The following is a 6621-nucleotide window of genomic DNA, read 5'->3' on the forward strand; positions in this document are numbered from 1 at the left end:
GCGCCGAGTTCGGGACCGTCAACAGCTCGTTGTCGAAGGTCCGTACCTTCGTCACGCGGAGGCTGATATCCTCGACGACGCCGGCGTAGTCGCCGTTGTCCCACTCGATCCAGTCGCCGATGCGAAACGGTTTGTCGACGTAGATGAACACGCCCGCGACGAAGTTCGAGATGACGTTTTGTAGCGCCAGCCCGACCGCGAGCGCTCCGGCCGCGGCGATCCCGGCCAGCGACACGAGGAAGTTCTCGTACCCGGCGAAGCCGAACGCGCCCGCGACGGCGACGAAGAGGACGCCGAACCGCGTCAGCATCAACAGCGGGTTCCGGACGTGTTCGTCCAGGTCGCGCCGATCGAACGCGCGGTTGACCAGCGGAACGAGGACGAGCCGTCCGATCGCCAGCACGACGGCGAAGGCGACGACGAACCGAATTCCCGTGATCGCGAGGTCGACCAGCGTCGCCGTCTCGAGCGTGTCGGGGGTTTCGACCTGAGCGGGCGGTCCGCCGATCATCGGTACAGTACCGCGGTGTGACCGCGGGCGTCGACGAGCTCCGCGTCGACCCGATCGGCGAGTTCGGCCGCCTGCTCCTCGGTCGAATCGCCGGCGCGGGCGGCTCTCAGAAACTTCACCTTCACCAGATCCGCGTTCGAGAGCTGATCGTCGAGTTCGTCAACGACGGCTTCGAGGCCGCTCTTGCCGACCCAGACGGTGACGTCGAGGTCGTGAGCTCGCCGCTTGCGCTCTTCGATATCCATACCCCCGCATAGCAACGCGAACCGTTTGAATCTTAGCAATATCGGACGGAGCCTACTCCTCGTAGGGGTATCGGGCCTGGGCGCCACAGTCACACGTGATGACGACGTGGCCGTCTCGAGTTCGAACGCGGGCGTTCCGTCCGGGCCGCAGGTACGCGTCGCAGGCGTCGCAGGTGAACCGACGGAACTCCCGGGGGAGCGCGAGCCGGTTTCGCTCCGCGATCCGGCGCGCGAGCCGAACGTAGTACCGGGCACGGTCGGTGTCGCCGTCCGCGGCCGCCGCTCGAGCCAGCTCGTGGAGGCGGTCGATCCGCTCGGCGGCGACGGTCACGTCCGCGTGTTTCTGGCGTCTCCACATTGGTGTTACGGAACGGTCGAAACGGAACGAAACGCCGATTACGCGGGATATATCGCCTCAAACATCCGGTTTATCACACGCACAGAACAGAAGATTGTTATATAGCTGTCCCGAATCGGGACACCAGAGCGGAATGAATAGTGAATCAACCGGTCCTGACGACGGCGTCAGCCGGCGAACGGTGCTGGCCGCTGGCGCGACCGGACTCGTTCTCCCGACCAGCGGCTGCGTCAATCGCGCCGAGAGTACCGTCAACCAGGACACGGACCGCCTTGCCCTCTCCATCACGACGGTCCCCGCCGACGGCGACAGAGAAGCCGTCCGTATCGCCCGCGAACTCGAGGCCAACCTCGAGGCAGTCGGTGTCAACACCTCCATCGACATGCGATCGCGTTCTGAGTTTCTCGAAACCGTGTTGCTCGGCGGCGAGTTCGATCTCTACGTCGGGCGCCACCCCGCCGACTTCGATCCGGACTTCCTCTACGAGACGCTGCACTCGACGTACGCGAACGAGGCGGGCTGGCAGAACCCGTTCGGGTTCGCCAACATCCCCTTCGACAACCACCTCGAGGCCCAGCGCCGGGCCAGCGGCGAGCGACGCCAGGAGATCGTCGCGGAGCTGCTCGAGTCGCTGGCCGAGGAAAAGCCCTTCGAGCCGCTGTGTTTCCCCGTGGAACACCGCGTCGCCCGGACCGATCGCTTCGAGGAGTGGAACCACGACCATCCCGAAAGCCGCCACGGGTACCTCGGTCTCGAACCCGCCGAGGACGTCGACCGCCTCCGCGTGCTCGTCACCGACTCCCGGATCTCGCGGAACCTGAATCCGCTGTCGGCGACGCTGCGCGAGCGGGGATCGACGATCGATCTGCTGTACGACTCGCTGGCGACCGAACACGACGGCGAACTCGTCCCCTGGCTGGCCGAGGACTGGGAGTGGACGACCGTCGACGGCGGGGACGACACCGTCGGCCACGTGACGGTGACGCTCCGCGAGGACTGTCGGTTCCACAACGGCGAACCGCTCACCGCGGCCGACGTCGCCTTCACCTACCAGTTCCTCGAGGACACGTCGCTCGGCCACGCCGAGTTCGCGTCGCCGGCGCCGCGGTACCGGGGCCACGTCTCGACGATCGAGAACGTCGTCGTCGAGGGCGACCGCGAGCTTCGCCTCGAGACCTCGGCGGGGGACGAGGCCGCCCGGCGCGCGCTCACCGTCCCGATCCTCCCCGAGAACTGGTGGCGCGCGGAGGTCGAGTCCCGCGTCGAGAGCGCGATGTCGTTTACGCCCACGCAGGGACGGTGGGGGCTCGTGACGATGGACAACGTCCCGCCGATCGGGAGCGGCCCGTTCCGCTTCGAGAGCCGTAGCGAGCGCGAACACCTCACCCTCGAGCGGTACGAGGACCACTTCACCCGTCGCGAGGACGTCGACCTGCCCGAGGTCGGCGTCGAACGGCTCCAGTTCGGCATCGATCCCGGAAGCGCCTCCTCGATCAAGCGCGTCGCCAACGACGGCGCCGACTTCACGGCGTCGATGCTCGAGGCCCACGCGCTCGATACGATCCCGGACGACCCCGACGTCGAGCACCTCACGTCGCCGTCGCGGACGTTCTACTACGTGGGGTTCAACACGCGGATCGAACCGTTCAGCAATCCCCACGCCCGGCGGATCGTCTCCCGGCTGCTCGACAAATCCTGGATCGCCGACGAAATCTTCGCGGGCCAGGCGACTCCGACCGCGGCGCCGGTTCTCGAGGAGTGGGTGCCCGACAAGCTGGCCTGGGACGGCGTGGATCCGGTAGCGCCGTTTTTCGGCGACGACGGCGAGCTCGACGTCGAAACCGCCAGGGACGCCCTGGAGGACGCGGGGTACCAGTACGACGAGCAGGGTCGGCTTCGCCTGTAACACGATGGACGCCGATGTTCTCACCCAGGTGCTGACGCAGGTTGTCGTCGTCGTCAGTGCCCTGTTGCTCACGTCGATCGTCGTGTTCGTCGGCCGCGAGCGCCTCGTCGCGACCGCGAGGGAGTGGCGCTCCCGCGTCCGAGCGTCGGCGCCCGCGTTAGCGGGGCTCGCAGCCGTGCTGTGGCTCAACCGCGTCATGCGACAGGCCGGCCCGGGGATCTCGGAGTTCATCGGGCTCCACATGACCGAGGTGTTCTACGATATCGAGGGGGAGTTCGTCCTCGTCTTCCAGTCGATCGCGACCGAGCAGCTGACGGCGTACTTCTCGTTTATCTACGTCTACGGCTACGCGTTCCTGCTGATCTTCCCCGGGCTCGCGTACTTCGCGCTGTCGGAAACGCGGACCTTTCGGCGGCTGCTGACGGCGTACTCGCTCAACTACGTGCTCGGATTGGTGTTTTACCTCCTGATCATCGCCTACGGCCCGCGAAACGTGATGCCCGAGGAATTGACGGTGACGATGCTGTACGACAACAGCCCGGAGTACCAACACCTCACCCGCGAGGTCAACCGCAACACCAACGTCTTTCCCTCGCTGCACACCTCGCTTTCCGCCACCGTCGGGATCTTCGCGTACAAGACGCGCTCGAGCTATCCGAAGTGGTTCCCGGTCGCGGCCCTGCTCGCGGTCAGCGTCGCGATCTCGACGATGTACCTGGGGATCCACTGGGGGATCGACGTCGTCGCCGGACTCGCGCTGGCGGTCAGTTGCGTCTGGCTCTCGGATCGGCTCGTCGACCGTCGGCCGACCGCTGCGGTCCGTCGGTACCTCGACCGCCGACTGGGGGACCGCGACGAGCGGGACTGACCCCGACTGGTGCGCGGTACCGGCGTACGCAGAGCGGATACGCGCCGTCGGCCACCGTCGCGTTCCGTCGACGGTAGCCCGACCCGAGTTTCGTCGCCGTCAGTTCGAGCGGACCGAAGACGACGACGCGCGGCGGACGTTCGCGTCGCTGCGCGAACCAGGAACGCCTCGAAAACGGAAACGGAAGTCGCCTACTGATCCTCGAGCGCGTCGGCGATGCGCTTGAGCGCGCGGGTCTGGTCGCGCATCTCGTCGCGGAGCTGTCGAACCTCGCGGACGAGCTCCTCGTTACTCTCGTCCTGGCCGCCGGGACCGCCCGGACCGCCTGGACCGCCGCCGGGACCGCCGCCCATCATACCGCCCATCATCTGGGCGAAGGGGTTGCCGCCGCCACCCATGCCGCCGGGGCCGCCACCGCCGCCGCCGAACGGGCTCTCGGGAGGCTCGCCCTCACCCTCGCCCTCCTCGGCGCGCTTCTCGCGGATCTCCTCGACTCGCTCTCGGAAGGATTTCTCCTCGCCGTCGCCGTCGTCGCCGACGTCTTCGGGTTCGTTTTCGTCAGCCATACCTCCGGGTTCTGTACCGCCGCGGAAAAGGATTACCATGTTCCCGACCGCCGACGCGTTTATCCGGTGCGTGCGATCGCGAGCGGCTCGGGCGACACCGGTTCGCCTCGAGTCAGCCGAACGATCCGAGCGACGACTGGCGGTCCCCACCCGGTCCGTCCGTCGCGATCTCGTGGCCCACGAGGGCGCGCGCGTCGACCGCGTAGCTCGTCGCGTCGCTCTCGAGGACCAGCAGCCGTCCCTTCACGCCGACGACCGTTCCCGAAGCGATCGTCTCGCGGATCGGGCGGCGGTCGAGGTTGAGGCCGTACTCGAGGTCGAACCGGTCGATGACGTCGAACTCCGCGAGGGCGTCCTCCCAGGCGGCCTCGTCGACGGACCTCGCCAGCGAGGCGACCTTCCGATCCGTCCGGACGCGATCGACCAGCCGGGTGGCGATCTCGGCCTCGAGTTCGCGGGCGATCCGGCCGTTCGAGACGGTGTGGACGTGGGCCGCCCGGTCGGCGCCCTGCTCGCGGAGGCGGGTCTCGAGGCGCCGGGATTTGGTGACGCCGACCTTGAACGTGTCCGGGGCGAACGCGGCGACGTAGACGGCGTGTTCCTGGTAGCAGTCCATCTCGGGTTTGAGGCAGGTGCCAGTACAGCGGGCGCAGACCCACGTGTTCGTGTGGTAGTCGCAGTGCGGGGCCGTCGAGCGGTCGCAGGGGACGTGCTCGCCGTCGGCGATCGTCCCCGCGCAGCGTCGCGGACCCAGCGCGTACGAGAGCTCCGCGCCGGGCTCGAGCGGGACGGCTTCGACGCTCCCGCCGTCGGCGACCAGCAGCGCCGACCCCCGTCCGCTCGGCTCGTACCCGACGAATTGCACGTCCCGACGCTAGCGGCGAACGCGCATAGGCCTACTGTTCCCGGACAATCCCCGGGTGCCCGACCGGGACCCGTCGCGGGCGACTGACCCTCGAACGTCGATCGAACGGCGGGAGCGGCTCGTCGAGCGTCGAGCGCTGCCGGCTCAAGACCTATACGGCGAAGCGGCGCAGGTCCGGTATGGTACTCGAGGGAGGACTCGAGGCGACGGTATCGTCAACGGATGCGGTTCGGTTCGAGTTCGCCGTCACGAACGCGGGCACCGAACCCGTCGAGCTCCGGTTCTCCGACGCCTGCAAGGCCGAGTTCGTCGTCGAGGACGAGGGCCGGGAGGTCTGGCGCTACACCGACGGTCGGCTGTTCGCCCAGATGATCGGCTCCGAGCGGATCGCACCCGACGAGACCGCGACCTACGGGGCAGAGTGGGACGGTCCCCTGACCGGGGAGTACACCGCCGTCGCGGAGCTGCGCGCCCAGGACAGCGCGTGCAAGGCCAGAGCCGATCTCTCGGTCCCGTAGCCGACCGCCCGCAGCCCGACGGCCCGTCGCTCGGACCGTCGGGAACGACGGCAATGTGCGCCCTCGGCGAAGTTCCTAAGCGGTCCCCCTCCCAACGGTCGCGTATGCAAGCGCTGGTCGTCGCGGCCCACGGGTCACACCTGAACCCGAACGCCTCGGATCCGACCTACGCCCACGCCGACGCCGTCCGCGAGACGGGGGCGTTCGACGAGGTCCGGGAGGCGTTCTGGAAGGAGGAACCGCACTTCCGGGAGGTGATCCGCACCCTCGAGTCCGAGGAGGTGTTCGTCGTGCCGCTGTTTATCAGCGAGGGGTACTTCACCGAGCGGGTCATTCCCCGGGAGCTACGCCTCGAGGGATGGGATCCCGCCCGCTGGGAGTCCAACGGCACCGACGCCTCCCACGTCACCCTCGAGGCGACCGACGTCGGGAAGACGATCCACTACTGCGGTCCCGTGGGAACCCACGACGCCATGACCGACGTGATCGTCCAGCGGGCCGAACGCGTCACCGGGACTCCCGACGTCGGGGACGGGTTCGGACTGGCGGTCGTCGGCCACGGCACCGAGCGCAACGAGAACTCGGCGAAGGCCGTCGAGTACCACGCCGACCGCATCCGGCGACGGAACCGCTTCGACGAGGTGCGGGCGCTGTTCATGGACGAGGAGCCCGAGGTCGACGACGTCACCGACTTCTTCGAGAGTGACGATATCGTCGTCGTCCCCCTCTTCGTCGCCGACGGCTACCACACCCAGGAAGACATCCCCTGTCTCTTATACACATC

Annotated in this window: 9 protein-coding genes; 4 read left to right on the top strand and 5 right to left on the bottom strand. The window is 67.8% G+C overall.

Going from position 1 to position 6621, the window contains the following annotated elements:
* From C492_RS18535 to C492_RS18545, 3 genes are all read right to left on the bottom strand, one after another.
* The coding region (locus C492_RS18535; protein ID WP_008426439.1) for a mechanosensitive ion channel domain-containing protein at positions 1 to 511 on the bottom strand (511 nt) is incomplete at its 3' end.
* On the bottom strand, positions 508 to 756 hold the full coding sequence (locus C492_RS18540; RefSeq protein WP_008426441.1) for a YhbY family RNA-binding protein: 249 nt from the start codon (positions 754 to 756) through the stop codon (positions 508 to 510). The genes C492_RS18540 and C492_RS18535, both read right to left, overlap by 4 nt.
* A 52-nt stretch (positions 757 to 808) precedes the next feature.
* Entirely contained in the window at positions 809 to 1087 is a 279-nt protein-coding gene (locus tag C492_RS18545) for a ribonuclease P protein component 4 (protein WP_008426442.1), read from the bottom strand.
* Between the two features lie 160 nt (positions 1088 to 1247).
* On the opposite strand from C492_RS18545, the gene C492_RS18550 reads away from it, so the two are divergent.
* Together C492_RS18550 and C492_RS18555 are read left to right on the top strand one after the other, a co-directional pair.
* Positions 1248 to 3020 carry an ABC transporter substrate-binding protein gene (locus C492_RS18550; RefSeq protein ID WP_049893188.1) on the top strand — a complete coding sequence of 591 codons (1773 nt, stop codon included), beginning with the start codon at positions 1248 to 1250 and terminating at the stop codon, positions 3018 to 3020.
* 4 nt (positions 3021 to 3024) lie between these two features.
* Positions 3025 to 3888 (top strand): phosphatase PAP2 family protein, encoded by an 864-nt coding sequence (locus tag C492_RS18555; RefSeq protein ID WP_008426446.1) that lies wholly within the window; start codon positions 3025 to 3027, stop codon positions 3886 to 3888.
* Between the two features lie 191 nt (positions 3889 to 4079).
* Here C492_RS18555 and C492_RS18560 read toward each other — a convergent pair whose 3' ends face one another.
* Both C492_RS18560 and C492_RS18565 read right to left on the bottom strand, forming a co-directional pair.
* Positions 4080 to 4454: a hypothetical protein gene (locus tag C492_RS18560; protein ID WP_008426449.1), complete on the bottom strand. Its 375-nt coding sequence runs from the start codon at positions 4452 to 4454 to the stop codon at positions 4080 to 4082.
* A gap of 112 nt (positions 4455 to 4566) precedes the next feature.
* Positions 4567 to 5319: a DUF2797 domain-containing protein gene (locus C492_RS18565; RefSeq protein ID WP_008426450.1), complete on the bottom strand. Its 753-nt coding sequence runs from the start codon at positions 5317 to 5319 to the stop codon at positions 4567 to 4569.
* A 179-nt stretch (positions 5320 to 5498) separates the two neighbouring features.
* On the opposite strand from C492_RS18565, the gene C492_RS18570 reads away from it, so the two are divergent.
* Together C492_RS18570 and C492_RS18575 are read left to right on the top strand one after the other, a co-directional pair.
* A complete protein-coding gene (locus tag C492_RS18570; protein WP_008426453.1) occupies positions 5499 to 5837 on the top strand; it encodes a BsuPI-related putative proteinase inhibitor in 339 nt (112 codons plus the stop codon).
* 104 nt (positions 5838 to 5941) lie between these two features.
* Positions 5942 to 6621, top strand: a 680-nt coding sequence (locus C492_RS18575) for a CbiX/SirB N-terminal domain-containing protein (protein ID WP_008426455.1), incomplete at its 3' end; no start/stop codon positions are given.

Origin of the sequence: Natronococcus jeotgali DSM 18795 (genome assembly GCF_000337695.1) — an archaeon.
Classification (GTDB): Archaea; Halobacteriota; Halobacteria; order Halobacteriales; family Natrialbaceae; genus Natronococcus; species Natronococcus jeotgali.